Raw genomic sequence first — 24,663 nt, 5'->3', positions numbered from 1 at the left:
GTACGCTTTCAGCGCAAGGCGATGCCCGATGAGGCGATCACGGCGGCGTATCGGGGCAGGTCGCGGGACAGTGTGGCATCCAGTTCCTGCGCCGACGAAGCGACCACGACATAGCCCGCGTCTTCGAGTTGGCTGCGCGTGGCGGGTGCGTGGAGCACCGCCGCCACATCGCGGCTGATACGGTCCACCACGGCGGCCGGGGTTGCAGCGGGGGCAAGCAGTCCCTGCCAGCTCTCCACGGAGAATCCCGCGGCGCCGGCTTCGGCCAGCGTGGGTACCTGCGGCAGCGCCCTGGAGCGATAGGGCGTCGTGACCGCCAGCGCCGTGAGCTTGCCTGCCCTGACATAGTCGGTCACGGCAGCCAGGGTAATCAGCGTGGCGTCGATGTGGCCGCCGAGCAGGTCCACCGTAGCCGGCGCTCCACCGGCATAGGGAATGTAGTTGACCTTGAAGCCCAGCTGGCGCGACAGCATCTCATGCGCGACGTGCGCGATGCCGCCATTGCCGGGCAGCCCGAGTGCCAGTTCCCCCGGCTTGCGGCGCGCCAGGGCCAGGTAATCCTGGAAGCTCCTTACCCCAAGGTCCGGCCTGACCACCAGCACCTGCGGGTTGACCACGGCCTTGGTGACGCCGCGAAAGGCATGGCTGGTGTCATACGGCAGGTTCTTGTACAGCGAGGCGTTCAGCGTCACGCCTTCGCCGCCAAGCAGCAGCACGTGACCGTCGGGACGGGCCTTGGCCACCTGCGCCGCGCCGATGGTGCCGCTGGCGCCGACCACGTTGTCCACCACCACCGGCTGCTGCCACACTTCGCTGAGCCGGGTGGCGAGCGTGCGCGCCAGCTTGTCGGCGCTGCCGCCGGGCGCCACCGGCACCACGATGCGCACCGGTCTCGCGGGAAACGTGGCATCGGCGGCGGTTGCCGCAAGCGGCTGGGCAGCCAGCATCGCAGGCGAAAGGACAAGGAGGGCGCGGAGAAGGTTGCGGCGGAGCATGGTGAAGACCTGAGGAGAGCCTGCAGGCCGTCGTGGGAGCTTTTGTGACGGCCAATCGGACCGTCAAGCTTACGAAGCCTGCCGACCCGCACCAACGAATGTTTGAGCCTATGGATATGCGGCATGCGTCGTGGCGACGGCGGGTCGGATGGAAGCGGACAGCATGTTGATACGCGAAAGCCTTCTTTGGCACTGCTCTGGTCCCGGCGTTACAGTCGCCGCATGACCCAACAGAACCTATCCCCATCAGCGGTGCCGGGTAGCGACGTTGCCAGCCGGCGCCACGCCGCCGTGGCCGCCTTCATCGCCGAAGCAAGACAGTTGCTGGAACGTGCAGAGCCTGCCGACCGCGAGACGCTGCAGACGGTGGCGCGGGCGCTGGAGCGGCTGGGCGCGCAACGCGACTTGTTCCCGTCGGCGCAGTTTCCTGTTTCGGCCGACAATCCCGCGCGGGTCTATCGCCTGTCGGAATATCTCGATGGCCGCTATGCGCTATACGTGTCGGCCGGGCTGCCTGGCAAGGCGCAGCCACCGCATGACCACACCACATGGGCCATCATTGCCGGCATCACCGGCAATGAGCGCAATGTCTTCTATCGTCGCGAGGCCACCGACGACCCCGCACGCGATCGCCTGACCGAGACCGGCCGCAGCGATGTCGTCAGCGGCAGCTCCGTCACGCTGTTGCCCGACGACGTCCATACCATCGAGCTGGTTGGCAACGAGCCCGGCCTGCACCTGCATTTCTATGGCCTGGCGCTGGACCGCCTGAGCGGGCGCGTGGTGTTCGAAGGTGCCGCGGGCGGCAGCTATCGGCATTTCGGCCCGCCGCGGCATATCGCTCATGCCGCCATCGATGCCGCCGCGCTGAAAACGGCGCTGGCGGACGGCGACGAGATCGCGCTGCTCGACGTGCGCGAGACCGGCGTCTTCGTGCGCGGGCATCTGCTGCTTGCGGCCTCTGCCCCGCTGTGGCGGCTGGAGCTGCTGGCCGACAGGCTGGTGCCGCGCCGCGACACCCGCATCGTCCTGACCGATGGCGGCGAGGGCGGCGATAGCCTGGCGCACCAGGCCGCGGCCAAGCTGCTGCGCCTGGGCTGGCGCAACGTGTCGGTGCTGACCGGCGGCACGCAGGCATGGGCGGCGGCGGGATTCGAGATCTTCAGCGGCAGCAACGTGCCCAGCAAGGCCTTCGGCGAAGTGATCGAGCACCAGAAGCACACGCCATGGATTAGCGCCGACGAACTGCAGCAACGCATCGAGCGTGGTGACGACCTGGTGGTCGTAGACAGCCGCACCACCGAGGAATTTGCCGATTTCAGCCTGCCGTTCGCGCACAGCCTGCCCGGCGCGGAACTGGTCTACCGCATCGGCGAGCTGGCGCCGCGGCCCGAAACGCTGGTCGTGGTCAACTGCGCGGGCCGCACCCGCAGCATCGTCGGCGCCCAGACGCTGATCGATGCCGGGGTGCCCAACCCCGTGGTCTCGCTCAAGGACGGCACCATGGCCTGGCTGCTGAATGGCCGCACGCTGGCGCACGGACGCCATACGCCGCTGCCCGAGCCCGAGCGGGCGACCCGTGAAGCCGCCCGTGCCCGTGCCGAGGCCGTCGCCTCCCGCGCCGGCGTGCGCCGTCTCGATGATGCGGGCCTGGCGCGGCTGGAGCGCGAAGCCGGCCAGCACACCTTGTATCGCTTCGATGTGCGCACGCGAGCCGAATACGAGGCGGGCCACCTGCCGGGCTGGCGCTGGGCGCCGGGCGGGCAACTGGTGCAGGCAACCGACGAATACGCGGCAACGCGCCATGCGCGGATCGTGCTGGCCGATTGGGATGGCGTGCGGGCGCTGACCACCGGCGCGTGGCTGGCGCAACTGGGTGCGCACGAGGTGTACGTGTACGCCCCGCCGGCCGACGCCGCGGTGGACACCGGCGCGGAGCCGCTGCGCGTGCTGTCCTCGCGGCCGGCGGCGCAGCCGCTGTCGGCGCTGCAGGTCGATGCGCTGTTGCAGGCAGGCCGCGCACGCGTCTTCGACGTCGAGCGGCGCGCCGCCTACGAAAGGCGCCATGTCGCCGGCGCGCAGTTTGCGGTGCCGGACCGTCTCGAAGCGCTGGTGGCAGATAGTCCCGCGGACGAAACCGTGCTCGTCACATCGTCGGATGGTGTGCTGGCGCGTGTGGTGGCGGCGGAACTTGCGGCGCGCAGCGGCCGTGACGTGCGCTACCTGGCCGGTGGCACGCAAGCCTGGACCGCGGCGGGGCTGGCCACGGGCAGCGGCGCGCATGGCGTGCTGACCGGCGAGGACGATTACTGGTACAGCCCGTACCACCACGCCGATGTCGCGCAGCGCGACGCGGGCTTCCGCGCCTACCTGGACTGGGAGGTCGGTCTGGTTGCGCAGCTCGAGCGCGAGGGGGACATCGGCATCCGCTTGCTGGCGCACTGAAATGAGCGCCGAGCGCGTCCCACCAATCGCATGCATCGAATGACAGGGGCGATGCTCCCGCCGTGCTGGTAATGGCCGGCAATCACGGCGATGAATACGAAGGCCAGATCCTGGCGTCGCGCCGCATGGCCTGATCAACGAGAGTCCCAACCCGGTTGGCCTGCTTGCCGCGGCGCGACGCAACGGCGTGCTTGAAACAGGTCCTCGCCGATGCGCCGCACGGCTGCCGGGATATCGTGACGGATGCTCGGAACGCCGACGGTGGCATGGCCGGCCGGGTCGTACACGTGGATCGCGTCCAACCACGGCGAGCGCAGCGCAAATCAGGTCAGTGTGAGGTGGAAGGCCTGGTCCAGATCGGCCAGCAGGTCCTGTGTGTCTTCGAGTCCGACGTGCAGCCGCACCACCGATGCATTGCCTTGCCAGGCCCGGTGTTCGCGCAGCCGTTCCGGCGGGGCGACCAGCGCCAGGCTTTCATACCCGCCCCAGGAGGCGCCGATCGAGAACCACCGCAGCGCGTCGACGAATGCACTGCCCGCGTTCGCGCCGGCATTTCGGAATGCGAACGACACCAGCCCGCTGGCGCCGCTGAAGTCGCGTTGCCACAGCGCATGGCCCGGGTCTTCGGGTAGCGCTGGATAAAATACGCGGCCAACCTGCGGATGGCGCTGCAGCCATTGCGCGACCTCGGTGGCATTGCGCTGGTGCTGGGTCAGGCGCAGCGGCAACGTGCGCAGGCCGCGCAGCGACAGGTAGGCGTCGTCGGCACCGATGGCAAGGCCCAGCGCCTCGTGCGTGGTGGCGATGCGTTCCGCCAATGCGGGGCTGTCCACGACCACCGCGCCCTGCATCACGTCGGAATGCCCGGCGATATACTTGGTCGCGGCCTGGATCGAGATATTGGCACCGAGGCGCAGGGGCTGCAGGAACCATCCGCCGCTCCAGGTATTGTCCACGGCCACCGGCACGCCGCGCTCGCGCGCCACCGCGGCCAGCTTTGGCAGGTCCAATACCTCGAACAGCAATGAGCTTGGCGATTCCAGGTAGACGAGCTTCGTCTCGGGCCGGATCAGCGTTGCAAGGTCGTCATGTGCGGGCGAAAAATATTCGACGGTGACGCCCAGGCGCCGCAGCAGCGTCTTGTCGACGCGCCGCACGGGCGCATAGACACTGTCCGAGACCAGCACATGGTCGCCAGGGCCGAGCAGGGCAAGTAGCATCAGCGTGATCGCCGACAGCCCGGAGGGCGCCAGGAATGCGCGATGCCCGCCTTCGAGCGTGGTCAGCGCGTCTTCCAGTGCCTCATGCGTGTCCAGCCCGTGGCGGCCGTAGGAGGCGACGCGTTCGCCTGCGGCACGGCGGTGCTGGCGCGATTCCAGCGCCTGTTGGCTCGCGAAGCGCACCGTGCTTGTCCTGACCACGGGTACATTGACCGGGCCCGCGCCATCGCGCAGCGTCGGCGCCCCCGCATGCAGCAACCGCGTATGCCTGCCAGCGTCGCTCATGCCGCCACCTTGCTCGGTTGCATCTGCGTGGCGTTGTAATTGACGATCTCGCCGCTCTCCGGATGCACGCCGTAGCGGCCCGTCAGCGTTTCGAGCGGGCGGCCATAGCAGTGGAAATGCAGCGTCGGCGCGTCGCCGACCACATGGATGCTGTGGATGTCGTCAGGCAGGAAGGCAATCGGCGTGCCGGGCTCGACCGTCAGTTCGCGCGCGACTTCCAGCCGGGCGAAGTTCGGATCGCTGCGGTCGTCGGTGCGACGGTAGACGCGGTTGAACTCGCGGCCTTCCACCGCGACGATCACGGCCCAGGTGTCATGGTTGTGCGGGATGGTGGTCTTGCCCGGATTGATCGAGTTCAGGTACAGCGCGGCGGCGTCGTCGCCATCATCGGGGTTCAGGCGGTAGCGCGTCGAGGCGCCGCTCGCCGTCTGCGCCGGCGGTGGAAAGTCCTCGCGCGTGAAGAGTTCGCGCTGCGCGGCCAGCGCCTGCAGGCGCGCGGCAACGGCATCGAGCGCGGCGCGGTCGGGTTGGCCCGCGGCCAGCCGGCGGATGTCGGTCAGTGCGTCGGCCACTGCCTTGCGGCGGGCGGCCTGGCGTTCAGCGGGAGAGGAAAGGCTCATGGTGCGGAGACTCCGTCAGCAGGTAAGAGGGAAGGCGCCGGCGTGAAGGCGGCATCGAATTCGGCGGGCAGGCGGGGGATCGCACCCAGCGCGCGGCGCAGGAACGCGCGGGTGCGTTCGTGCTGCGGCTTGCCGAAGATCTGCGCCGGCGGACCATGCTCGACGATGCGGCCGGCCTCGGTAAAGTAGATCTGGTCGCTGATCTCGGCGGCGAAGCGCATTTCATGCGTCACCAGTACGCAGGTCATGCCGTCCTCCACCAGCTCGCGGATCACGGTCAGCACTTCGCCAACGGTCTCGGGATCGAGCGCCGAGGTCACCTCGTCGAACAGGATCAGTTCGGGCTGCATCGCCAGCGCGCGCGCGATCGCAACGCGCTGTTGCTGTCCGCCGGAGAGCTCGCCCGGGTAGGCACTGGCTTTCTCCGACAGCCGCACCCTGGCGAGCAGCGCCTGCGCCTCGCGCTCGGCGTCGGCGCGCTGCCGGCCGATCACCCGGGTCGGGGCAAGCACCAGGTTCTCCAGCACCGTCAGGTGCGGGAACAGGTTGTACTGCTGGAACACGAACCCAACCCGCTTGCGTAACGCGATGAATTCGTCCTCGCCGCGCAAGCTCTCGACCGCGGTGTCGCCCACGCGAATCTGTCCGCGCTGCGGCTGCAGCAGGCCGGTGATGCAGCGCAGGATGGTGCTTTTGCCGGATCCCGACGGGCCGATGATGGTGACGGCTTCGCCGCGGCGCACGTCCACGTCGATGCCGTTGAGCACCGCGTTCGCGCCAAAGCTGAGGTGGACGTCGCGCAGCTGCACCAGTGGCGATGTGGCATGGCTGCCGGTGTCGCGGCGCAGGAAGGACTCAGTGGCGTTCATGGCGGCGCTCCAGCGCACGGGTCGCGCGCGCAATCGGGTAGCAATAGGCAAAAAACAGGACCAGCAGCGTGAAGTAGACGAGGATCGTGAAGTCGGTGCGCGCCACCGTGTTGCTGGCAACCTGCGCGGTGTCGACCACGTCGTGGACGCCAACCAGCGACGCCAGCGACGTGCTCATCGTGATGCTGGCGTACAGGTTCATCCATGGAGGCAGCATGCGCCGCAGGCACTGCGGCAGCACGACCAGGCGGAAGATCTGGCGGCGCCGCAAGGCGAGCGACTGCGCCGCCTCCCATTGCGCGCTCGGGATCGACTGGATCGCGCCGCGGAAGATCTCGGCAACGTTGGCGCTTGCCGGCAATGCCAGGCCCAGCACGACCTTGACCCAGTCCGGGAACGGAAACGTCCAGTGCACCAGGTGCAGCTCGAACGGGAACACATAGGTGGTGAAATAGACCAGCACCAGCACCGGCGCATTGCGAAACGCCTGCACCCAGGTGCGCGTGAACACCCGCAGCGCTGCATGCGACGACAAGGACAGCGCGCCGATCACCAGGCCGACGACGGTGCCGAGCGCCATGGCGAACACGCTGATCTCGATGTTGGCCAGCAGTCCGCGCAGCAGCGCCGGGGTCCAGGTCCAGAGACTGCGCACCGCCGCCGGGGTACTGCCGGCCAGGGCCCAGAACAGCAGCAATGCCGCCGCCGCGGCGAATGCGAGCCACCAGGGGTCGCGCAGCGCACGCGCCGGCAGCGGGGGGCGGCCGATGGCGGCCGGGTGAATCGATTCAATGGCCATAGCCGGGCATCCTCAGTCGATTCTCCAGCCAGCGACCCGCACGGCTGACCAGCCACGTCAGCAGGCCGAAGCAGGCCAGGATCAGCAACAGCAGTTCCAGCACGTTGTCGCGCTGGGTCCAGATCATGATGGCTTCATAGGTGAGGTCGCCGACCGCGATGGCGGACGCCACGGCAGTCATCTTGACGAGATCCACCACGTTGTTGACCAGTGCCGGCAACGCAAAGCGCACAGCGAGTGGGAGTTCAACCTGGAGCAGCAGCTGGCGCCGCGAGAAGGCCAGAGATCGCGCTGCTTCCAGCGTGATGCGGGGCACCGCTTCGATACCGGCGCGCAGCGCCTCGGCATGGAACACGGCCTTGTGCAGCGAGACCACGATCACCACCCAGACGAACGGCGTCAGTGGATTGCCGGTGCCGCGGCTGGCCAGTTGCTGGGTGATCAGCATGTTGAGCACCAGGAAGGCGCAGTAGAGCTGCACCAGCGTGGGCGTGTTGCGTGTGAGCTCGACAAAGGCGCGGGCCGGTGCGGCAAGGGCGCGGCGGCCCGACGTGAGCATGGCCGCCAGCACGAGGCCGGCGGCGAGGCTGCAGGGAATGGTGAGCAGGCAAAGCTCCAGCGTCACCAACAGGCCACGCAGGAACGCTGAACGTTCGCCGGCGTCCAGGACGAAGGCATAGTTCAGCCCCAGCGGCTTGAGCGTGGCGACAACGGCGGCGAGGAAATCGGTCATGCCGCCACCTCCGCTTGCGCCGGCTGCAGCGCATAGCCAGGTCGGCATGCCTTCATGGCCTTTTACTCACTGCAAAGACGGCGAAGTCGCCCGGCGAGATGGCTGGGAATGGAAGGAAGACTCTTTTCATTTCGGAAAGGCGCCGTAACGCTGCGACCGAGGGCTCGACTCAGGACGCGTTCTTGAAGCGTGCTTGCAGTTCGGGCAGCAGAGGCTGCGGCGGCGTGATGCCAAGCCGCTTTTCCGTGGCGATCAGCCAGCCCGAGCGGTGCCATTCCTGGACGATCTTGTCCACCGCGGCGATGGTGTCCGTCTCCCCCTTGCGGGTCCAGACGACCGAGGGCGCGGGCAGGATTTCGGCAGGGATCGGCGCGGCGTAGTCGGTCCAGTCGGCATTGCTGCGGACCAGCGGGTGGATCAGCGTTGCGTCGTGAACTGCGGCCACGCACTGGCCGCCCCGCAGTGCGAGCAACGATTCGGCGGAGGTCTTGAAGCCACGTACCTGCGCGCCGTACTGCTCCTGCAGAGGCTTGACGTAGCTGCTGCCCTGCGACGCGCAGACGGTCTTGCCGCGCAGGTCGTCCCACTTGGCGATACCGCTGCGCTTCAACACAGCCGCCGTCCCGCCGACGCGGTAGAACGGCGTCGGCGCATGACCCAGCAACTCCCCGCGCTCGGCGTTGTATTCCATCGACGCAATCAGCAGGTCCACCTTGCCTTGTTGCAGGAACTGCACGCGATTGGAAGGCTGCACGGGAACGAGTTCGGCTTCCACGCCTAGCCGCTTGGCCAGGTCACGGGCCAGGTCGGGATTCCAGCCGACGAGCTGTTGCGTGACGGGATCGATCGAGCCGAACAGGCTGCCGCCGACGAGCACGCCGATGGAGACCTTGCCGCGCTGCTTGATGCGATCCAGCGTGGCATCTGCCCAGGCGGCGTTGACGGCAAGGCAGGACAGTGCCGCAGCAGCGGCGATGCGAAGGAACGGGAGCGCGGGCATGTCTGATCATGAGAACAAGGAGGAGACGATGCTATCGCCCTGCGCCCCAGCAAACAAAGAAGGCTTTCGGATATGGATATGCAGGTGCCACACCCTTCCGGTCGCGCATCGGCGGGTGCGCTCCGGCGCCGCCAGGACGCTTCGGCGTTGAAGCGGCCTGGCTCGCTGGCAACCATCCGATCATGAGAGGAGCCAGGCGCCTAGCGGGGCGCCTGGCGCTCGGCGCTACCGTCATGACTCACGGAGTCGAGCGGATTCAATATACCCTGGCAAAGCGGAATGCCCTGTGATGATGAGCACAATGGGATCAGGCGGGCCGGCTGATGCAGGCCACGAGGATTGCCTACAGCGTGGCTTCGACAACGGCGTGTTCCGCTATCATGACCTGCCGCCACCGTAATAGGATGACAGTCCGCTGGCCCTCCGGCGGATGCAAGAGGGCGTATTGTCAAAGGGATCTGCGATTATTCCGCCGTGATCTTCGCGCGCTTCACCACCTCGCCATAGCGCTGCAGCCGCTCGGCCATCATTTTCTCGAAGGCCGCCGGCGCCATTTCCTCGGGCGGCACCACGCCACGCGAGCGCAGCGCATTCTGCATGGCCGGGTCGCTGGCGGCCTGGCGTACTGCTTGGTAGAGCTTCTGCACGACCGGCGCCGGCGTACCGGCCGGGGCCGCGATGCCGGTCCAAGAACTGAGGTTCAGCTGCGGATAGCCGAGCTCGGCGAGTGTCGGCACATCGGGCAGTTGCGGCAGGCGCTGCTCCGAGGCCACGGCCAGCACGCGCACTTTGCCCTCCTTGATGTGCGGCAACATGATGACGAGGTTGTCCAGTATGAACTGGACCTCGTTACTGAGTACGGCCGTGATCAGCTGGTTGCCGCCGCGATAGGGGATGTGCGTGGCGTAGATGCCGGTGGCGGCCTTGAGCATTTCCACGTTGAGCTGACCCATGCTGCCGACGCCGCCGCTGCCGTAGTCGAGCTTGCCGGGGTTTTTCTTCGCATAGGCGAGGAACTCAGCGAACGTGCGCACCGGCACGCTCGAATGGACGACCAGTGCATTTGGCTGGCGCCCGAGCATGGCGATGCTCTCGAAGTCCTTGATTGGGTCGTAGCCGATCTTCGGCTGCGTCAGCGGGTTGGCTAGATGGCTGCTCTGCGACGACACGACCAGCGTATAGCCATCGGGCTTGCTGCGCGCGACCGTTTGCGTGGCGACCGAGCCACCGGCGCCCGGCCGGTTATCGACAACGACCGGCACCCCGAGGATGCGCGATAGCGGTTCCGAGTACTGGCGTGCCATGATGTCCACCGAGCCGCCCGGCGGGAACGGCACGACCAGTGTGATCGGGCGTGCGGGCCACGCGCCTTGCGCGTTCACGGCGAACGGCGCGGCGCCCGCGAGCGTGGCAGCGGCGAGGCTGGTACCCAGGAAGCAGCGGCGGGAGAGAGTCACGTTCTTCATGGCAGTGGAGCGAAAAAAAAGTGGGAACAGGCGCCGGCAGAGGATGCTGCTCAGCGCAGCCCGATCACCGCAAGCGCCAGCGCCTGTGCCCGCGGTACGAAGGTGGAGAGCTCGCAGTACTCGCGCTCCGTGTGTGGATGGCCGCCAACCGGGCCCGTGCCGCAGAGCGTGGGAGTGCCAACCGAGGCCGTCAGGCCGCTGTCAGCCGCGCCGCCGGTGAACTCTCCGTTCACCGCGAAGCCCAGTTGCTGCGCGCCGCGCTGGTAGAGCGCGAGCAAAGCGTCCGGCGTGCGCGCCATCGGCAGCGTGCGCCGCGTGTCGGTGATCCAGCCGCGCGTGCGCGGTAGCGACTCGCGCTCGATGATCTCCCTGATCGTCGCATACAGGGCGTCGAGCTCGGTCTCGGCCGTGTAGCGCACGTCGAGTTCGGCTTTTGCGTGTGGCGCGACCATGTTGGCGACAATGCCACCCTGCACCTGTCCGACGTTGGTCGTGATGCCGCGCTCAGGGTCGGTCAGCGCGTGCAGAGCGAGGATTTTGCGTGCCAGTGCGTCGATGGCGCTGGCGCCGTGGGCGTGGTTGATACCCGAGTGCGCGGCTACGCCCTCGACCTCGAACGCCACCACCATGGATCCTTTGCGTTCGGTGACAAGGTTGCCGCTGACGCGGCCCGGCTCGGCATTGAACACTGCGTGCGCGCCGCGCGCGACATCCATGATCCGTTCGCGCGTGGCCGGCGAGCCAATCTCCTCGTCGCAGGAAAAGAAGAGTCGCACCGGCCGCGTGTTGCCGCCGCAGCGCGCCAGGGCCTCGGCGACGAAGACATTCAGCACCAGGCCGGATTTCATGTCGGCGACGCCGGGGCCGTAGGCGCGCCCATGCTCGACTCGGAATGGCCGGCGAGCGACCGTGCCGGCTGGATAGACTGTGTCCATATGGCCCATCAGCACGACCGGCGCATCGTCCGCCGTGCCGGGTACCAGCGCATCGAGCAGGACGCCGTAACCGGGCACCGGATGCAGTTCGGTCGCGATACCGGCGGCATCGAGGTGCGCGCGCAGCGTCTGGGCGACGGCGGCAACGCCGGCCTCCTGGCGGCTGCCGCTGTCGATATCGACGATTCGTCCGAGCAATGCCTCCATCTCCGGGCGCTGGCCGGCCAGCCAGTCGACGGCCGCGTACGCCGTCTGCGTCTCTGCTTCGCTCTGCTGCATGTCTTGTCCCGTTTCCCGCCTGCATCGGCGATGAATGATATATTGCAAAGATGGTATGATAGTGCAATATACATTGCAATAGTAGTCAACACCATGAAGAAGAGTGATGAGACTGCAAGCCGCGACGCCACGCTGCTCGACCGCCTGGCGCGCGAGGCCGCCAATCTGACCGCCCGCGAGCGCGAGCTTGCGGACGTGCTGAGCCGCGGCTACCCACACGTGCTGCTGGAATCGGCCACGGCGCTGGCGGCACGGCACGGCACCAGCGCGTCGACAGTGGTGCGCCTGTTCGCCAAACTCGGCTACACCAGCTATGCGGACGCCCAGCGCGAGGCGCGCGCCGGTGTGACGGCGATGCTGCCGACCGCCGGCCAGCGCGCGCCGGCGACGATCGGCGGCAAGCGCACGCTGCGCGCGTGCGTGGACGACGCGCTGCTGCACGACCAGCACAACCTGGCCGCTACACGCGAATCGCTTGATCTTGCAGCGTTCGAGGCGGTCGCCAGGCTTCTCGCCGGCCCGCGCGGACGGCTCTTCGTGCTGGCGCAGAAGAACAGCGCTCCAGTGGGCGCCTGGTTGGCGCTGCACTTGAACATGTGCCGCCCGCGGGTCCAGGAGCTGGGCAGCGGCGCGGTGACGGCAACCGACGCGATGTTATGGGTGGAACCGGATGACGTGCTGCTGACCTTCAGCATCCGCCGTTATTCCGCCGCGCCGGTGCAGATTGCGCGCGTGTTCCGCAAGTGCGGTGCGCGCGTGGTGGCGATATGCGATAGCCCGGCCGCGCCGCTGGTGCCGCTGTCGGACCATCACCTGCTTGTGCGCACCACCAACGCTTCGCCGTTCGATTCCTATACCGCGGCCTTCTTCTTATGCAACGCGCTGGTCTCGGCGGTGGCGCAGCTGCGTCATCCGGACGTCATCGAGGCGCTGCAACGGCGCGATACCCTCTGGGAGGCGTTCGAAGCCGACCTCGACGAGGGCATGTGCCGCGACTGAAGTCGCCAAGGCCATTGAAATGGCGGGGTTGAAGTCATGACAACCGCACGGCCCATATTCACCTCCCGGTGGTGGGCGGCAGCAAGCGCGCGCTGACCACGCAAGTCGACATCCCCGGCGACACCTTGCTCGACGGCGGTCTTGCCCTTCGCCACGCACGATGGCCTGGTGGTGTCGGCAGGCAGGGCAACGCCTCGGGAGGCTCGAGACGTCGGCAAAAATATTTGAAATATAAAACGTCGTCATCTAAATTAACTCACGGAGGGTCGTTCCCCGACGGGATAGTCCTTCGTGCAGGCGATCGGTGACGACGCAGGCATCGCGCATGCCAACAAGAAGGAAAGGGGAGCAACCAATGAAAATCAGCTGGAGCAGGGGGGGGCCGGGCTGGCTCGGCCTTGCGGCCATCGTCTTGCCGCTTGCGGGATGCGGAGGCTCGTCCGAGCCTGCCGCCGATACGGTCTACACCAACGCCAAAGTCCTGACCATCGATGCCGCCAATACCGTAGCGCAGGGATTCGCCGTCAAGGATGGAAAATTCCTGGTGATCGGATCGTCGACTGAATTGAGCAAGCATGTCGGCCCGGTCACGCGTGTGGTCGACATGGGTGGACGCACCATTATCCCCGGCCTCAGCGACGGGCACCTGCATGGGGCAGGCGGCGGCCCGGGGATCGACCTGTCGCGCACGCGCAGGATTGACGATGTGCTGGCTGCGATTCGCGGCGACGTTGCCAGCCATGCGCCCGGCGAGCTGCTGCAAAGCAACGCCGACTGGCATGAAGCGCAGCTGAAAGAGGTGCGCCTGCCTACGCGCGCCGAGCTCGACGCGGTGGCGCCGAACAACCCGCTGGTGCTGCACCGCGGCGGCCTGACGGCCATGCTCAACAGCGCGGCTCTGGCCAAGTGGAATATCACCGAGAGCACGGTGTCGCCCGACGGCGGCATCATCCAGAAAGACAGCAGCGGCCAGCTGACCGGCGTACTGATCAACAACGCGCGCTCGCTGATGACGCTGCCCGCGCCGCCAAAATTCGACGCGGCGGCCCTGGAAGACATGCAGCACAGACTCAATGCGCTGGGGCTGACCAGCGTGCGCGTGCCGGGCATGTTCACGGGCACCGACGTGCCCTCAGCCTACGCCGTCATCCGCCAGCTTCAGGCCGCGGGCAAGCTGAGCCTGCGCTTCCAGCTGCTGCTCAACGCCATGGCGCCGGTGAACTCGGCCGCGCAGATCAAGTCGATCATTGCCTCGGCCCAGCTGCCGGCGGGCGCTGGCGACGAATGGGTGCGCATCTGGGGCGCGAAGACCTCGGTCGATGGCGGATTCGAAGGCGGCTACATGAGCCAGCCTTACAGCGAACCGTACGGCAAGGGCGGAACGTTCTTCGGGCTGCCGCTGGTTTCCGGCCAGGCGTACCAGGATGTGGCCGGCGAACTCGCCCGCAACAGGTACCGGGTGGCCGTGCACGTGGTTGGCGACGCGGCGCTGGACCAGGTCCTGACGGCGTGGGAAAGCCTCGACAAGGCCAGCCCGGGCGCCGTCAGGGGCTGGACCATCGAGCACGCCTTCGTGGTCCGCAAGGAACAGCTCGAGCGCGTGCGCGCGCTCGGCGCCAGGCTGTCCGTGCAGGCCCACCTGTACGTTGCCGCACCGGTGCTGTCGAAATACTGGGGACACGACCGGGCGGAACACGTGACTCCGGTGAAGACCTTCATGGATGCTGGCTTCCAGCTCGTCGGCGGCACCGATTCCGCGAACATGCCGGTCAATCCGTTCTGGGCGATGTATCACTTCATTACCCGCGACACGATCACCGACGGCGTCTATGGTCCGGACGAGCGCGTGGGCCGCGCCGACGTGCTGCGCATGTTCACCATCAACTATGCCGACCTGAACGGCGAGGCTGATACCAAGGGCTCGATCGAAAAGGGCAAGCTGGCCGACTTCGTGGTGTTGTCGGGAGACTATCTGACGGTGCCTGAAGTTGACATCCAGAATCTCCACGCCATTGCCACCTATGTCGGAGGTCGCCAGGTGTACCGCGACACTGGCACCTCGGTTCCGGCCTTCTGAGTCGAGCCGGAATCAGGCGCCAAGCTCACGTCGGTCCTTTCGGGCCGTCGTGCCTCCTGGCGGCAATCGAGCGCATTCTTCCCTTGCGGCGGCACGATGTCATTGGTATCCACGGCGAACACCGCAAGCAGCCTGGCGGGCTCGGTCTGGCCCGGGTCGGCGCTGACGTCGTGCCGGTCGCTACCGCCACCACCCCCCCTCAATCCACACTCGCCCCCGACGCCTGCACCAGCTTCGCCCACTTGTCCGTATCGCGGCGGATCAGCACCGAGAACTGCTCAGGGGTCGAAGTCAGCGGCGCGGCCCCGGCCTGCACCAGCTTGTCCCGCATCGCCTTGTCCTGCGCGATGCGCGTGATTTCCTGCGACAGGCGGCTGGATACCTCGGGCGGCAATCCGCGCGGACCTACCACGCCGAACCAGACATCGGCCTCATAGCCCGCAATGCCCGCCTCGGCCATGGTCGGCACGTCGGGCAGTGCCGGCGAGCGCGTGGCGCTGGTCACGGCCAGTGCGCGCAGGCGGCCGGCCTTCACATGCGGCAGCGAGCCCGGCAGGTTGTCGAACATCAGTTGCACCTGGTTGGCGAGCAGGTCGGCCATCGCCGGGCCGCTGCCCTTGTAGGGCACGTGCACGACCTGGACGCCCGCCATCGACTTGAACAGCTCGCCGGACAGATGGTTGGTGGTGCCGTTGCCGGCCGAGCCCATATTGAGCTTGCCGGGGTTGGCCTTGGCATAGCTGACCAGCTCGCGCACGTTCCTGGCCGGCACGTTTGGATTGACCACCAGGATGTTGGGCACGCCGGCGAACAATGCCACCGGCGAGAAATCCTTCTGCGGATCGAACGGCAGCTTCTTGTAGAGGGTGGCGTTGATCGATTGCGTTCCCACGGTGCCGAACATCAGCGTGTAGCCGTCGGCCGGCGACTTGGCCACGAGGTCCGAGCCGATGGTGCCGCCCGCGCCCGGCCGGTTGTCGACCACCACCTGCTGGCCGAGGGTTTCGGACAAGCGGGTGGCCAGTACGCGGCCGAGCAGGTCCGTGGTGCCGCCGGGCGGGAAGGGCACCACCATGCGGATGGGCTTGTCGGGGTAGGGGCCGGCCAGGGCGACGCTCGTCGCCAGCGTCAGACAGGTGGCAGCCAGGGCATGTGCAATGGTTTTCATGGGGGCAGGGTCTCCGTGGGACAAGGATAAGGGCAATGCCGGCTGCGATGTGCGGCGCGGCTCAGCTTTGTAAGGCGAGGTGGTTGACCGAGCGCTTCAGCGCCGCGCGTGCGGCATCGAGGCGGGCCCGGGTGGCGCCGAGGTAGTCGCCCGCATGCTGCGTGGCGGCACGCTGGGCGGCGACGTTGCCGCGGACCAGGACCGGCGCGGGGCCACCGGCGGCCATGCGCGCGGCGACGCCTTGCTCGGGATCGAGGCAGCGCGCGACCGCGGCGGCATCCAGTCCGGCCGCGCGGCCGGCGACCTGCATCGCGGCGGCATCGACCATGTCGGCGCTGATCTCGTCGGCGGCCAGGTGCTGGTCGAGCGCGTCGCGCACCACGGCACCGACAATGTGATGCGCCTGTCGGAACGACATGTCGGCTTCACGCACCAGCGCATCGGCCAGGTCGGTCGCGGTGGAGAAATCGCGGCGCGCGCGCGCCAGCATGCGGGCGCGCTGCGGCGCGGCGCTGGCGATGACGAGCCGCAGCAGCGCCAGGCAGCGCAGACATTCGTCGCCGGCTTCCCAGAAGCCGCGCATGCTCTCGCGGTTGCCGTCGCCCGAGTGCGTGAAATGGCTGCCCTTGAGCGCCGCCAGCGCGCCGGTCAGCAGGCCGAGCATGTGGCCGCCCTTGCCCTTCAGGTACTCCAGAACGACCGGGTTTTTCTTCTGCGGCATGATGCTCGAGGTGCCCGCGACGCTGTCCGGGAAGTCGATCAGGCCAAACTCGGGCGTGGCCCAGACGTACAGGTCCTGCGCCACGCGGCCCCAGCTGACCGCACCCACGGTGATCGCTGCCAGCATTTCCCAGGCAAAGTCGCGCGAGGCCACGGCGTCGAGCGAATTCGGCGCATGGGCGGAGAAGCCCAGCCACTGCGCCGTCGCCGCGCGGTCGATCGCAAAGGCGGTGCCGGCCAGCGCCCCGGCGCCAAGCGGGCAGGCATCGAGGCGCGCCAGCGCCTGCTCCATGCGCGCGATATCGCGGCCGAGCGACTCGGCAAAGCCGGCAAGGTAGTAGCCATATGTGATCGGCTGGGCGGCCTGCAGGTGCGTATAGCCGGGCATCACTACCGCGGCATAGGCGTCGGCCTGTTCCAGCGCCGCCGTGCGCACCGCCAGCATTGCTTCCAGGATATCCAGCGCCAGGTCGCGTGCACGCAGGCGGTCATGCGTGGCCAGGATGTCGTTGCGGCTGCGCGCGACATGCAGCCTGCCGCCGGCGTCGGCACCGGCCATCTGCATCAGGTGGGCTTCGTAGTTGAAGTAGGCATCTTCGCGCGCAGGATCCAGCGGCACGGCGCCAGGACCCTCGGCTTCGATGCGCAGCAGTGACCGCGCCAGCACCGCGGCCACGTCCGCCGGGATCAGCCCGGTGCCGTGCAGCATCAGCAGGTGGGCCTGGTTGATATCGGTCAGGTAGCGAAAGCCGCTGCCGAACTCGCGCATCAGGCGCGGCAGGTAGATGTGCTCGCATACCTCGGCGGCGGTGGGCTGGGTCAGGCGTCGGCTGACTTTGGATTCCATGCTGTGTGATCTCCGAAACGATGGAGCCAGTATGGAAATCCGCTTTATATATCGTCAAATCAGCATTTCGGCCATGCCCATACGGATTTGATATGCTGCGTGCAAGCCACTGACCTCAACCGCCGCCAGCCATGAACTACAAGCAGATCGAAGCGTTCCGCGCCGTCATGCTGACGCGCTCGATGACCGAAGCCGCCGCGCAGCTCCATACCTCGCAGCCCAACATCAGCCGCGTGATCGGGCAACTGGAACGCGAGGCGGGCTTCCGGCTGTTCGAGCGAGTCGGCAACCGGCTCGCGCCGACGGACGAAGCCGAAGCCTTGTTTCTCGATGTGGAGCGCTCCTTTGTCGGCCTCGACAGCCTGCGCGCGTCGGCCCGGTCGATCCGTGAATCCGGCGTGGGCACGCTGCGCATCGGCACCGTGCCGTCGATCGCGATGAGCGTGATGCCGCAGGCAATCCTGGCCTTCCGCGAGCGCTATCCGGACGTGCCGATCGCCGTGCATACCAATGATTCACCCACGGTGGCCAAATGGACCGCGGCGCGCTTCTGCGATATCGGGCTGGTGTCGTACATGGCCGAGACCACCGGCATCCGCAGCGAGTTGCTGCGCCGCGAGGACGGCGTGTGCATCGTGCCGGCGACGCACCGGCTGGCGCGCAAGCGCCGCCTGCACGCCAGCGACCTCGATGGCGAGCGCTTTATCTCGCTGACGCATGGCGACGGCACCCGCGCCACGGTCGACGCCGCGTTCGTGCCGGCAGACCGGCGCGTGCTGACGCTGGAGACGCCTTACGCGGCAACCATCTGCACGATGGTGGGCATGGGCTTGGGGGTCAGCGTGGTCAACCCGCTGGTGGTGCGCAGCCTGAAGCCGGCGGGCGTCAAGGCGATTCCGTTCGAACCGGTGATCGCGTTCGAGAGCCACATCCTGTTCAATCCGCAGCGCCCGGTGCCGGCGCTGGCGCAGTGGTTCCTGGCGTGCTTGCGGAAGGTCACCGGCTAGGCTGCAAGCAACTGAGGGGCCGCTGCGGTGCGCTGGCGCTCTTCCCGTCCCCTAGTTGGCCTTGGTCTCATACCACGACTGCGACCGGTTGACGATGCCAACGACCAGCAGCATGACAGGCACCTCGATCAGTACGCCGACCACTGTGGCCAGTGCCGCCCCTGACTGGAAGCCAAACAGGCTGATGGCGGTGGCGACGGCCAGCTCAAAGAAGTTGCTGGCACCAATCAGGCTGGACGGGCCAGCGACGCAATGGGCAACACCGAGCTTGCGGTTCAACAGGTATGCAAGACCGGAGTTGAAGAACACCTGGATCAGGATGGGCACCGCCAGCAGCGCGATCACCAGCGGCTGTTCAATGATCGCTTTGCCCTGGAAGGCAAACAGCAGGATCAGGGTCAGGAGCAGCGCTGTAATCGAACAGGGCCCCAGGCGATGCACGACGCGCTGGAAGTATGCGACGCCGCGCCTGAGAAGCATCTTGCGCAGCAGTTGCGAAATGATGACAGGCACAACGATGTACAGCGCCACCGAGGTGAGCAAGGTATCCCACGGCACGGCAATGGACGACAGGCCCAGCAGCAACGCCACGACCGGTGCAAAGGCGACAACCATGATGGCGTCGTTCAGGGCCACCTGAGACAGCGTGAAGTAGGGGTCGCCCTTGCACAACTGGCTCCACACAAAGACCATGGCGGTGCATGGTGCGGCGGCCAGGAGGATGAGCCCGGCCACATAGCTGTCAAGCTGGTCGGCAGGCAGCCATGGCGCGAAGAGGTGCCGCACGAAGACCCATCCCAGCAGCGCCATCGAGAACGGCTTGACTGCCCAGTTGATGAACAAGGTCACGCCGATGCCGCGCCAGTGCGATTTCACCTGCCCCAGCGCGCTGAAATCGATCTTGACCAGCATCGGGATGATCATGACCCAGATAAGGATGCCGACGGGAAGGTTGACCTGGGCATATTCCATGCGACCGATTGCCCGGAACACATCGGGCAGCATCTGCCCCAGCGTGATACCGGCGACAATGCACAATGCAACCCATATGGTCAGATACCGCTCGAAGAAACCGATGGCCGGCCTGGAGGTGGTCACGCCCGACGTCGCCACGTTCTGGCTACCCATGGTTCAGCTCCTGGCCAGACGCTGCAGCGCCTGTTGCAGTTCGGCATTGCTCATGGCTTCGATCGGAAGCAGCAGCAATTGCAGCATGCGGTACGCGATGGCCTGTCGGGTCAGTTCGAATGCCTGGCGCTTCTTTTCGTCGCCGCCTTCCGTGTTGGATGGGTCGGGGTAGCCCCAATGCACGGTCACCGGGCTGCCCGGCCAATACGGGCACGCCTCTTCGGCCGCGCTGTCGCACACCGTGATCACCACCCGCATCTCAGGGGCCTTCGCGCCGACAAATTCATCCCAGCTCTTGCTACGGAAGTCGCTGACCTCGACGCCGGCATTGCGTAGCGCCTCGATCGCTAAGGGGTTGATACGCCCGCTGGGCGAGCTTCCCGCGCTATAGGCGCGCACATCGCGGCCAAGTTGCCTGGCCAGGTGGTTCAACATCCCCTCGCCCAGCACACTGCGGGCCGAGTTGTGGGTGCACAGGATCAGTACGTTGGTGGTCATGTGGGTGCTACGAAATCATTGGACGATGCCGGCGTCGTTCATGGCTTGCTGCTTCCTGGCCTCGCTTTGCTCACCGGCAGCGGGGGCGGCGACGCGCCAACGCGCGGTCATGGGATGGCACCCTTAGCAGCAGGATGTCCCTGCGTTGACCGCAATGCCGATCGGCTTGCCTTTCGGGGCGCGCGGCGCGCAGCAGGCGGATTCCTGGCCGGCAGCATCGGCTTTTCGGGATTCGCCGTACACGGGCACATCGCCCAGCGTATGGAAATGCTCCCATGCAATGCCTTGCGGGTCCGTGACCCAGTATTTCTCGCTTTTCGCGTAGCAGCAGGTCGTCTCGCCTTCATCGAGCAACGCCATGTCGGCGGCTTGGGCTCGCTGCTTCAGTTCGGCCAACTCGGCCGCATCGTCTGTCTGGAACCCGAGGTGGTCGACGCCGGCTTCCGCGCCGCGGGCCGAGATGGCGAAGTTCACGCGCGGATCCTCCAGCATCCACTTCGCATAGTCATCCTTCACCACCGTGGGTTCGGCTGCGAAGAGAGCGGAGTAGTAACGAATGCTCGCAGACAGGTCGGCGACGCTGACATGAACGTGGAAGCGCTTCATGATTTGGGCTCCGAGGTGAAGGAACAGTTGGACACCGGGGAACACGGATTGCCGCTGCAGCAGTTCTCCGTGAGGTAACCCAGCAATGCGTTCATGGTGTCGAAATGCGCCATGTAGATGATCGAGCGGCCGTCCTGCCGGCTGGACAGCAGCTTGGCGCGGTGCAACTCCTTCAGGTGGAAGGAGAGGGAGGACGCTGGCATTTCCATCAACTCGGCAATCCGGCCCGCCGGCAGCCCTGCCGGGCCGGCCTGCACCAGCAAGCGGAACACGGACAGGCGTATCGAATGGGCGAGCGCGGCAAGCGCGTCCAGGGCGTGATCGGTTTCCATGTTTCGACAATATTCGAAGCATGGAAACCTGTAAAGTGAAATTTGTGTGACGAAGCGCTCGGAAGTGGACGGCCTACGGCTTCGCGGGACCTGCCTATTTCGAGCGCGACGCGTGCGGCCCGCGCTCCAGGATCTTGTACAGGTGCGAGCGCGAAATCCCCAGCTGCTCGGCCGCGCGCTTCTTGTTGCCGCCGTGCCGCGCGACGGCATCCATTACCGCTGCATAGGCCAGTTCCCGCATGCCCGCGGCGGGCTCGGCAGGTGACCGGTGTGCGGGAACGTGAGACGGCGAGGGCATATCGTCCGTCGCGGCAGTGTCGTATGGATCGGTGGCTTCGTGCGCAGGCGCGTCGGGCTGGCTTTGCCGTGCCGATAGCCCGCGCGCCGACTCTCCGCGCGCAAAATCCGCCACGCGCAGCGTCCGCCCGTCGCAGAAGACCAGTGCCTCCTCGATGCGCTGGCGCAGCTGGCGCACATTGCCGGGCCATGGCTGGCCGGCGAGGTAACGCGCCACCTCGTGGTCGATGCCTGGTGCCGGCATGGCGTTGCGCGTGCAGAAGGCGTCGACGAAATGCTGCAGCAGCGCCGGAATGTCCTCGCGCCGCTGGCGCAACGCGGGGATGCGCAGCACCACGCCGCTGAGCCGGTAGTACAGGTCCAGGCGAAAACGCCCGGCGTCGATCAGCTCGGGAATGTCTCGGTTGGTGGCCGTGACCAGGCGGAAGTCGACCCGCTGCGCGCGGCGGCTGCCAAGGCGTTCGACCATGTGGTCTTCCAGCACGCGCAACAGCTTGACCTGCATTTCCATGGGGATGTCGGCGACCTCGTCGAGAAAGACCGTGCCGCCTGCCGCCAGTTCGAGCTTGCCCGCCTGTCCCTGGCGCTGGCTGCCGGTGAAGGCGCCGGGCGCGTGGCCGAACAGCTCCGACTCGATCAGCGTGGCGGGCAGGGCAGCGAGGTTCAGGCTGACCAGCGGGCGCTCGCTGGCCGGCTCGGTCCCGGCGCCGTGGATGGCGCGTGCCACCAGCTCCTTGCCCGTGCCGCTTTCGCCCAGGATCAGCACCGGCACGTCAAGGCGGGCCACGGTCTGGATTTCCCGGCGCAGGCGCTGCATCGGCGCACTTTCGCCGATCAGGCCGAACGTCGGTTGCCGTTCTTGCAGGCCGTGGCGAAGACCGTCGACCTCGCGCTGGTAGCGCGCCACTTCAGAGCGCAATTCGACCAGTTCCTTGTGCATGCGGACAAGGGCTTCCGGCCCCTTGAACATGACCTGCCCGATGGCGCCCACCACCTCGCCGTCCTGGCGGATCGGCATGCGATTGACCACGCGCGTGGCGCCGTCGAGCTGCTGCAGCTGCCCGATCTCCGCCTTCCCGCTGGCCACCACCTGCGGCAGCCGCGAATTGGGAATGACCTCTGCCGCCGGGCGGCCGATGCCGCCGCCGGGGTCGAGTCCGAGGAACTTCTCATGGACCGGACTGATGAAGCGCACCCGTCCCGCCTTGTCGACCACGGTAATGGCCTGGTACGGGTCGTTCAGGAAGTAATCCAGGATCGCGCCGGCGAAGGGCACCGTGCCGAGGAAGTCGAGCAGCACGGCCTGGGTATCGGCGCGATGCAGAACGATCAGCCGGCGGTCGCCGTCTTCCAGGGACAGGCCGATGAAGCGCCGGTTGGCTGCGTCGACGGGAAAGAGCTTCCGTCCCGAGCCCGGTGTGCCTGCGCGGGCGCATGCCGCGATCGCCGCGTTGGCAATGGCAGGGTCGGTACAGGCACCGAGCGCTGTTTCATGGGTGCCGTCACGAGCACAGACGAGCACGCCAAGGGCGAACCTGTCTTCGTCGTGTGTCGTCAATGAGGACAACTTGTGTCTCCGTGCGTGCCTCCGGTGTGGACACGTCGTGTAGTCATTGGAGACATCCTAATGGCGTCCAAGAAATTATTCAATGGAATCAATGCATGCCTGAGCCCTGGTGGGCTGGCACGTCTCCTGCGATGTGTTTGCCACCCATGTATCGCGCGAAGACACAGGAGAAGACCGTGAGCTGGCAGCCTGAAATCGATGAACTGGCCCACCGTCGGCGGCTCGCTGCGCGGATGGGCGGCGACAGCAAGGTGGAGCGCCACAAGGCGGCCGGCAAGCTGACGGTGCGTGAGCGCATCGATGCCCTGGCGGACCCGGGCTCGTTCCGGGAGGTCGGGGGCCTGACCGGCAGCGGCCGCTACGACAGCAACGGGCGGCTGCTAGACCTGGTGCCGTCGAACCTGGTGATGGGCCGCGCGCAGATCGGCGGCCGGCCGGCGGTGCTGGTGGGCGACGATTTCACCGTGCGCGGCGGTGCCAACGAGGGCGCAGTGGGCGACAAGCTGATCCACGCCGAGAAGATGGCGCACGACCTGCGGCTGCCGATGATCCGGCTGGTCGACGGCACCGGCGGCGGCGGTTCGGTACGCAATATCGAGATCAAGGGTCATACGCTGATTCCCGCCATGAAGGTCTGGCAACACGTGGTGGCAAACATGTCGGTGGTGCCGGTGGTGTCGCTGGCATTGGGCTCCGTGGCGGGCATGGGCGCGGCGCGCGTGGCAGCGAGCCACTATTCGGTGATGGTCAGGGAAACCTCGCAACTGTTCAGCGAGGGCCCGCCGTCGGTCGTGGCTCGCGTGGGCGAGGCACTGAGCAAGAACGAGCTGGGCGGCAGCCAGATCCATACCCGCAACGGCGTGGTGGACGATGAGGTGGGCACCGAGCAGGAGGCCTTTGCTCGCGCGCGCCGGTTCCTGTCCTATCTGCCGTCGTCCGTCTTTGAACTGCCGCCGCGCGGCGAGCCCGGCGACGACCCGGCGCGCCGCGACGAATGGCTGCTGTCGGCGATTCCGCGAGACAGCCGCGCGGACTACAAGATCCGGCCGATCATGCAGGCGCTGGTGGATGCCGAGTCCTGCTTCGAGATCGGCAGGCACTGGGGCTGCGCCGTCATCACCGCGCTGGCCCGCCTGGATGGCTGGCCTGTGGCGGTGATCGCCAGCGACCCCGCCTTCCATGGCGGCAGCTGGGACAGCGACAGCGCCGAGAAATTCACGCGCTTCGTCGACATGGCCCAGGCCTTTCATCTGCCGGTGGTCAACCTGGTCGATACCGCCGGGTTCCAGGTCGGCCTGGACGCCGAGAAGGCGGGGATCATGCGCTACGGCGTGCGCGCGCTGTCGGCGCTCTACCAGGCCACGGTGCCGTGGTGCTCGGTGATCCTGCGCCGCGCCTATGGCGTGTCGGCGGCCGCCCACCAGCACATGGGGCGCTTCAACTTCCGCTACGCCTGGCCTTCCGCGAACTGGGGCGCATTGCCGATCGAGGGCGGCCTCGACGTCGCCTACAAGGCCGAGATCGAAGGCGCCGATGATCCGGTGCAGAAGCGCGCCGAGATCGAGCTGCGCGTGCGCAGCCTGACGTCGCCGTTCCGCAGCGCGGAAGCGTTCGTCATCGAGGACATCATCGACCCGCGCGACACCCGCGCGCTGCTGTGCGAGTTCGCCAACCTGGCGGCGCCGCTGCGCGAGGCGGGGATCAGCCGCTTTGGCATCCGGCCCTGAGCGGCCAGGCCGGCCATCACGGGCCGGGCACGGACATCGAATTA

21 protein-coding genes are annotated in these 24,663 nt (G+C 67.1%); 5 read left to right on the top strand and 16 right to left on the bottom strand.

Annotated features, from left to right (window positions below):
• Positions 1–8: 8 nt before the first annotated feature.
• A complete protein-coding gene (locus tag RALTA_RS24770; protein ID WP_012356706.1) occupies positions 9–995 on the bottom strand; it encodes a tripartite tricarboxylate transporter substrate-binding protein in 987 nt (328 codons plus the stop codon).
• A 222-nt stretch (positions 996–1,217) separates the two neighbouring features.
• Here RALTA_RS24770 and RALTA_RS24765 point away from each other — a divergent pair, with 222 nt between their 5' ends.
• Positions 1,218–3,440: a rhodanese-like domain-containing protein gene (locus tag RALTA_RS24765; RefSeq protein ID WP_041232624.1), complete on the top strand. Its 2,223-nt coding sequence runs from the start codon at positions 1,218–1,220 to the stop codon at positions 3,438–3,440.
• Between the two features lie 323 nt (positions 3,441–3,763).
• Here the strand turns inward: RALTA_RS24765 and metC are convergent, their stop codons facing one another.
• From metC to RALTA_RS24725, 8 genes are all read right to left on the bottom strand, one after another.
• A complete protein-coding gene (metC, locus tag RALTA_RS24760; RefSeq protein WP_012356703.1) occupies positions 3,764–4,945 on the bottom strand; it encodes a cystathionine beta-lyase in 1,182 nt (393 codons plus the stop codon).
• The gene (locus RALTA_RS24755) at positions 4,942–5,565 is read right to left on the bottom strand and encodes a cysteine dioxygenase family protein (RefSeq protein ID WP_012356702.1); all 624 of its coding nucleotides are present in this window, start codon (positions 5,563–5,565) and stop codon (positions 4,942–4,944) included. The genes metC and RALTA_RS24755 overlap by 4 nt, the downstream gene beginning before the upstream one ends.
• Positions 5,562–6,434: an amino acid ABC transporter ATP-binding protein gene (locus tag RALTA_RS24750; RefSeq protein ID WP_012356701.1), complete on the bottom strand. Its 873-nt coding sequence runs from the start codon at positions 6,432–6,434 to the stop codon at positions 5,562–5,564. The genes RALTA_RS24755 and RALTA_RS24750 overlap by 4 nt, the downstream gene beginning before the upstream one ends.
• Positions 6,421–7,233: an amino acid ABC transporter permease gene (locus RALTA_RS24745; RefSeq protein WP_012356700.1), complete on the bottom strand. Its 813-nt coding sequence runs from the start codon at positions 7,231–7,233 to the stop codon at positions 6,421–6,423. The genes RALTA_RS24750 and RALTA_RS24745 overlap by 14 nt, the downstream gene beginning before the upstream one ends.
• Positions 7,223–7,966, bottom strand: coding sequence for an amino acid ABC transporter permease (locus RALTA_RS24740; protein WP_041232623.1), 744 nt, complete (start codon positions 7,964–7,966; stop codon positions 7,223–7,225). The genes RALTA_RS24745 and RALTA_RS24740 overlap by 11 nt, the downstream gene beginning before the upstream one ends.
• A gap of 169 nt (positions 7,967–8,135) precedes the next feature.
• Positions 8,136–8,966 (bottom strand): transporter substrate-binding domain-containing protein, encoded by an 831-nt coding sequence (locus tag RALTA_RS24735; protein WP_012356698.1) that lies wholly within the window; start codon positions 8,964–8,966, stop codon positions 8,136–8,138.
• Between the two features lie 464 nt (positions 8,967–9,430).
• The gene (locus RALTA_RS24730) at positions 9,431–10,432 is read right to left on the bottom strand and encodes a Bug family tripartite tricarboxylate transporter substrate binding protein (RefSeq protein ID WP_012356697.1); all 1,002 of its coding nucleotides are present in this window, start codon (positions 10,430–10,432) and stop codon (positions 9,431–9,433) included.
• A 50-nt stretch (positions 10,433–10,482) separates the two neighbouring features.
• Positions 10,483–11,646: a M20 family metallopeptidase gene (locus RALTA_RS24725; RefSeq protein ID WP_012356696.1), complete on the bottom strand. Its 1,164-nt coding sequence runs from the start codon at positions 11,644–11,646 to the stop codon at positions 10,483–10,485.
• A gap of 93 nt (positions 11,647–11,739) precedes the next feature.
• Here RALTA_RS24725 and RALTA_RS24720 point away from each other — a divergent pair, with 93 nt between their 5' ends.
• Together RALTA_RS24720 and RALTA_RS24715 are read left to right on the top strand one after the other, a co-directional pair.
• Positions 11,740–12,645, top strand: a complete 906-nt coding sequence (locus tag RALTA_RS24720; RefSeq protein WP_012356695.1) for a MurR/RpiR family transcriptional regulator — start codon at positions 11,740–11,742, stop codon at positions 12,643–12,645.
• Between the two features lie 355 nt (positions 12,646–13,000).
• Positions 13,001–14,722, top strand: coding sequence for an amidohydrolase (locus RALTA_RS24715; RefSeq protein WP_012356694.1), 1,722 nt, complete (start codon positions 13,001–13,003; stop codon positions 14,720–14,722).
• Between the two features lie 199 nt (positions 14,723–14,921).
• Here RALTA_RS24715 and RALTA_RS24710 read toward each other — a convergent pair whose 3' ends face one another.
• Positions 14,922–15,890 carry a Bug family tripartite tricarboxylate transporter substrate binding protein gene (locus RALTA_RS24710; protein ID WP_012356693.1) on the bottom strand — a complete coding sequence of 323 codons (969 nt, stop codon included), beginning with the start codon at positions 15,888–15,890 and terminating at the stop codon, positions 14,922–14,924.
• A gap of 61 nt (positions 15,891–15,951) precedes the next feature.
• Positions 15,952–17,457, bottom strand: coding sequence for an argininosuccinate lyase (gene argH, locus RALTA_RS24705; RefSeq protein ID WP_012356692.1), 1,506 nt, complete (start codon positions 17,455–17,457; stop codon positions 15,952–15,954).
• 131 nt (positions 17,458–17,588) lie between these two features.
• Between argH and RALTA_RS24700 the strand changes: the two genes are divergently transcribed.
• Positions 17,589–18,464: a LysR substrate-binding domain-containing protein gene (locus RALTA_RS24700; protein WP_012356691.1), complete on the top strand. Its 876-nt coding sequence runs from the start codon at positions 17,589–17,591 to the stop codon at positions 18,462–18,464.
• A gap of 51 nt (positions 18,465–18,515) precedes the next feature.
• Here RALTA_RS24700 and arsB read toward each other — a convergent pair whose 3' ends face one another.
• The 5 genes from arsB to RALTA_RS24675 form a co-directional block, all read right to left on the bottom strand.
• Entirely contained in the window at positions 18,516–19,592 is a 1,077-nt protein-coding gene (arsB, locus tag RALTA_RS24695) for an ACR3 family arsenite efflux transporter (RefSeq protein ID WP_012356690.1), read from the bottom strand.
• Positions 19,593–19,595: 3 nt separating this feature from the next.
• Complete coding sequence (locus RALTA_RS24690) at positions 19,596–20,090, bottom strand: arsenate reductase ArsC (RefSeq protein WP_012356689.1); 495 nt, start codon at positions 20,088–20,090, stop codon at positions 19,596–19,598.
• Between the two features lie 123 nt (positions 20,091–20,213).
• Positions 20,214–20,696: an ArsI/CadI family heavy metal resistance metalloenzyme gene (locus tag RALTA_RS24685; protein ID WP_012356688.1), complete on the bottom strand. Its 483-nt coding sequence runs from the start codon at positions 20,694–20,696 to the stop codon at positions 20,214–20,216.
• On the bottom strand, positions 20,693–21,028 hold the full coding sequence (locus RALTA_RS24680; RefSeq protein ID WP_012356687.1) for an ArsR/SmtB family transcription factor: 336 nt from the start codon (positions 21,026–21,028) through the stop codon (positions 20,693–20,695). The genes RALTA_RS24685 and RALTA_RS24680 overlap by 4 nt, the downstream gene beginning before the upstream one ends.
• Before the next feature lie 94 nt (positions 21,029–21,122).
• Positions 21,123–22,892, bottom strand: coding sequence for a sigma-54 interaction domain-containing protein (locus tag RALTA_RS24675; RefSeq protein ID WP_012356686.1), 1,770 nt, complete (start codon positions 22,890–22,892; stop codon positions 21,123–21,125).
• Positions 22,893–23,068: 176 nt separating this feature from the next.
• Between RALTA_RS24675 and RALTA_RS24670 the strand changes: the two genes are divergently transcribed.
• Positions 23,069–24,619, top strand: coding sequence for an acyl-CoA carboxylase subunit beta (locus tag RALTA_RS24670; RefSeq protein WP_012356685.1), 1,551 nt, complete (start codon positions 23,069–23,071; stop codon positions 24,617–24,619).
• Positions 24,620–24,663: the final 44 nt, after the last annotated feature.

Source organism: Cupriavidus taiwanensis LMG 19424, assembly GCF_000069785.1.
Lineage (GTDB): Bacteria > Pseudomonadota > Gammaproteobacteria > Burkholderiales > Burkholderiaceae > Cupriavidus > Cupriavidus taiwanensis.
This window is presented reverse-complemented; position numbering and strand designations above follow the sequence as displayed.

Bases quoted from the DNA above. Each gene is read 5' to 3' on its own strand.
- RALTA_RS24770 (WP_012356706.1), bottom strand. From the start codon at position 995: ATGCTCCGCCGCAACCTTCTCCGCGCCCTCCTTGTCCTTTCGCCTGCG.
- RALTA_RS24765 (WP_041232624.1), top strand. From the start codon at position 1,218: ATGACCCAACAGAACCTATCCCCATCAGCGGTGCCGGGTAGCGACGTT.
- metC (WP_012356703.1), bottom strand. From the start codon at position 4,945: ATGAGCGACGCTGGCAGGCATACGCGGTTGCTGCATGCGGGGGCGCCG.
- RALTA_RS24755 (WP_012356702.1), bottom strand. From the start codon at position 5,565: ATGAGCCTTTCCTCTCCCGCTGAACGCCAGGCCGCCCGCCGCAAGGCA.
- RALTA_RS24750 (WP_012356701.1), bottom strand. From the start codon at position 6,434: ATGAACGCCACTGAGTCCTTCCTGCGCCGCGACACCGGCAGCCATGCC.
- RALTA_RS24745 (WP_012356700.1), bottom strand. From the start codon at position 7,233: ATGGCCATTGAATCGATTCACCCGGCCGCCATCGGCCGCCCCCCGCTG.
- RALTA_RS24740 (WP_041232623.1), bottom strand. From the start codon at position 7,966: ATGACCGATTTCCTCGCCGCCGTTGTCGCCACGCTCAAGCCGCTGGGG.
- RALTA_RS24735 (WP_012356698.1), bottom strand. From the start codon at position 8,966: ATGCCCGCGCTCCCGTTCCTTCGCATCGCCGCTGCTGCGGCACTGTCC.
- RALTA_RS24730 (WP_012356697.1), bottom strand. From the start codon at position 10,432: ATGAAGAACGTGACTCTCTCCCGCCGCTGCTTCCTGGGTACCAGCCTC.
- RALTA_RS24725 (WP_012356696.1), bottom strand. From the start codon at position 11,646: ATGCAGCAGAGCGAAGCAGAGACGCAGACGGCGTACGCGGCCGTCGAC.
- RALTA_RS24720 (WP_012356695.1), top strand. From the start codon at position 11,740: ATGAAGAAGAGTGATGAGACTGCAAGCCGCGACGCCACGCTGCTCGAC.
- RALTA_RS24715 (WP_012356694.1), top strand. From the start codon at position 13,001: ATGAAAATCAGCTGGAGCAGGGGGGGGCCGGGCTGGCTCGGCCTTGCG.
- RALTA_RS24710 (WP_012356693.1), bottom strand. From the start codon at position 15,890: ATGAAAACCATTGCACATGCCCTGGCTGCCACCTGTCTGACGCTGGCG.
- argH (WP_012356692.1), bottom strand. From the start codon at position 17,457: ATGGAATCCAAAGTCAGCCGACGCCTGACCCAGCCCACCGCCGCCGAG.
- RALTA_RS24700 (WP_012356691.1), top strand. From the start codon at position 17,589: ATGAACTACAAGCAGATCGAAGCGTTCCGCGCCGTCATGCTGACGCGC.
- arsB (WP_012356690.1), bottom strand. From the start codon at position 19,592: ATGGGTAGCCAGAACGTGGCGACGTCGGGCGTGACCACCTCCAGGCCG.
- RALTA_RS24690 (WP_012356689.1), bottom strand. From the start codon at position 20,090: ATGACCACCAACGTACTGATCCTGTGCACCCACAACTCGGCCCGCAGT.
- RALTA_RS24685 (WP_012356688.1), bottom strand. From the start codon at position 20,696: ATGAAGCGCTTCCACGTTCATGTCAGCGTCGCCGACCTGTCTGCGAGC.
- RALTA_RS24680 (WP_012356687.1), bottom strand. From the start codon at position 21,028: ATGGAAACCGATCACGCCCTGGACGCGCTTGCCGCGCTCGCCCATTCG.